The organism is Leptolyngbya sp. FACHB-36 (assembly GCF_014695955.1).
GTDB lineage: Bacteria > Cyanobacteriota > Cyanobacteriia > Leptolyngbyales > Leptolyngbyaceae > FACHB-36.
The window spans coordinates 1-2,113 of record NZ_JACJPG010000214.1 but is presented as its reverse complement, the minus strand read 5'-3'; the positions used below and the strand labels follow the sequence as shown (position 1 = coordinate 2,113).

Annotated in this window: 2 protein-coding genes; one reads left to right on the top strand and one right to left on the bottom strand. The window is 52.4% G+C overall.

Going from position 1 to position 2,113, the window contains the following annotated elements; translation table 11 throughout:
- A partial coding sequence (locus tag H6F43_RS04965; RefSeq protein WP_190341252.1) for a mechanosensitive ion channel occupies window positions 1-1,367 on the bottom strand: 1,367 nt, incomplete at its 3' end.
- A gap of 278 nt (window positions 1,368-1,645) precedes the next feature.
- On the opposite strand from H6F43_RS04965, the gene H6F43_RS04960 reads away from it, so the two are divergent.
- Window positions 1,646-2,095, top strand: a complete 450-nt coding sequence (locus H6F43_RS04960; protein WP_190341250.1) for an SRPBCC family protein — start codon at window positions 1,646-1,648, stop codon at window positions 2,093-2,095.
- The last annotated feature ends 18 nt before the right edge of the window (window positions 2,096-2,113 follow it).

Below are 2,113 nucleotides of genomic sequence, written 5' to 3'. Positions count from 1 at the left end.
ATGCCAACCAGCACAATAATGCCGACAATTTCCGACGGCGATCGTGTCTTGGTCACAGATCGGGGCACATCCGGCTGCAGTACAGTTTCCCCAGTTTGGAACGTTGTACTTTGTGACACGGAAGGCGGCGGAGTCGGTGCGTAAGGAGCGGTTTGGATGCCGAGCCAGTTGAAGATGTTATCAAAGCCCAAGCTGCCCAAAATGCTGGTGACTAAGTCGGCAACAAACTTGCCAGCCACATAGCCCAGAATTAGAATCAGCGCGGCGGTAAAGATCTGCGGCAGCGTGCTGAAAACCTGATTCAGCATGGAAACCGCAGGATCAGAAATTGCCCGAATGTTGAGCGCTTGCAGAGCCGAGATCGCGGTGGGAATCAGAATCAGCACGTAGACCAGCGTACCCAGAATGCTCGACAGCGATTGTCCGCCGCGAGTCGAGCGCAGCCCAAACTGTGCTCCCAATCGATCGGCTCCCGACGCTGCCAAAAAGTTCGTGACAATCTGTCGGACAATGTTCGCCAAGAACCAGCCGCCTGCCCCAATCAGCAGCGCCATCAGAATGTTGGGGATACTCAACACAATCCGATTGATCAAATCTTGAACGGGCTGTAGTGCCTGATTCAGATTCAGCGTGTCGAGAATGGGCAGCAGGAATAGAAGAAAAATAAACCAATAGAGGACGTTGCCGATCGTCTCACTCAGTGAGACTCGGTTTGTTCTTAGATCGGGACCTGGAGTTGTATTTGCGGCAGATACCGTGTCCGGCAGCGGGTCAGGGCGCTGTCCCAAGCGCTCATCAAAGCGCACCGCCTGCAACCCGCGAGTCGTAATCAGTTTGACGATCGTGGCGACCACCCAAGCAACGCCTGCCAGCAGCGCTGCACCAACTAGATTTGGCAAGAAGCCAATGATGCCGTTTAAGAACTGGTTCAGGGGTCCTGCAACCGCAGGTAGCTGAAGCGTCTGTAGCACGGCGACCACCGTGAACAGCACAATCACCCAAAACACAATGTTGGCAACCAAGTCTTCGACTTTGGGTAAATCGGTCGTGTCTCTGTGACCAGCTACCCCTGCGGCAATCCGGTTGTCGATGTTGGTGCGCTTGAGAATTCCTCGCACAATACCGGAGACGATCGCCGCGATCAGCAACCCAAGCAGCAGAACGAGCACTGCGCCAATCAGATTCGGCAAAAATGCAATGACTCGACCCGACAAATCCTGCACGTAATCCACGCTTTCTCTAGCGCTTTCCTGAATTGCTTGCTGTGGATTTGCTGGCGCGGGTGACGCTTGCGCTAGAAACAAATGGATACCAGTCCACACACCAAAATTAAACGGTTGAGTTATCACTTGCCAAGTTACGCTCATAGCTTTATCGCATGACAGAAAAATAAAAAGTGACAGCGAGAATCAATTCTGACAAGAGCAATCATCAGGGATGAACCGCTTCGGCAAGTGTTCTCGGCATCACGTTACGGTCACTCTAGAAACCGTATTGGACTTCGCTGATGATGCTATGCCTTAGTCAGAGGATTTTCATCTACCTTTATGAAGAATTTCGGTGAATCGAGCAAGTCCGATCGTCGTTCCAGACCTGGATTTTGTATGATTTCCTCAACCTGCTCTCAGCGTTTTAGCACCGCCCGATGTCTGTATTTGAACAACAGGTTTTAATCAACGCCAGCGCAACCATTGTGGAGCGCTGCATTACCGATCGTATTTTGATGCATCGCTGGCTCAATCCCGTCTTGCGCTGCGAGCCTATAGGCCCTTGGTCCACCGAGGTTGGCAGCCAGAGTCGATTTGTGATTCAGGTGCCGCTCCTGCAACCAACCCTCCGAAGTGTGGTAGTGGAGCGATCTCCGGGATTGGTGGTCTGGGGATTTGAAGGATTTTTTAAAGGGCGCGATCGCTGGGAATGCAGCCCAGAAGCAGCGGGAACTCGGCTGCTAAATCGATTTGAGTTTGACGCTTCTAACCCGATCGTTCGGTTCGGCTTCAATACCTTCGCTGCAAGCTGGACCCAGAAAGATATGCAGGCACAGCTACAACGCCTGAAGCGGGTAGCTGAAGACGTGCAGCGAGAATCTCAGTAAACGATATGGCGATCGCTC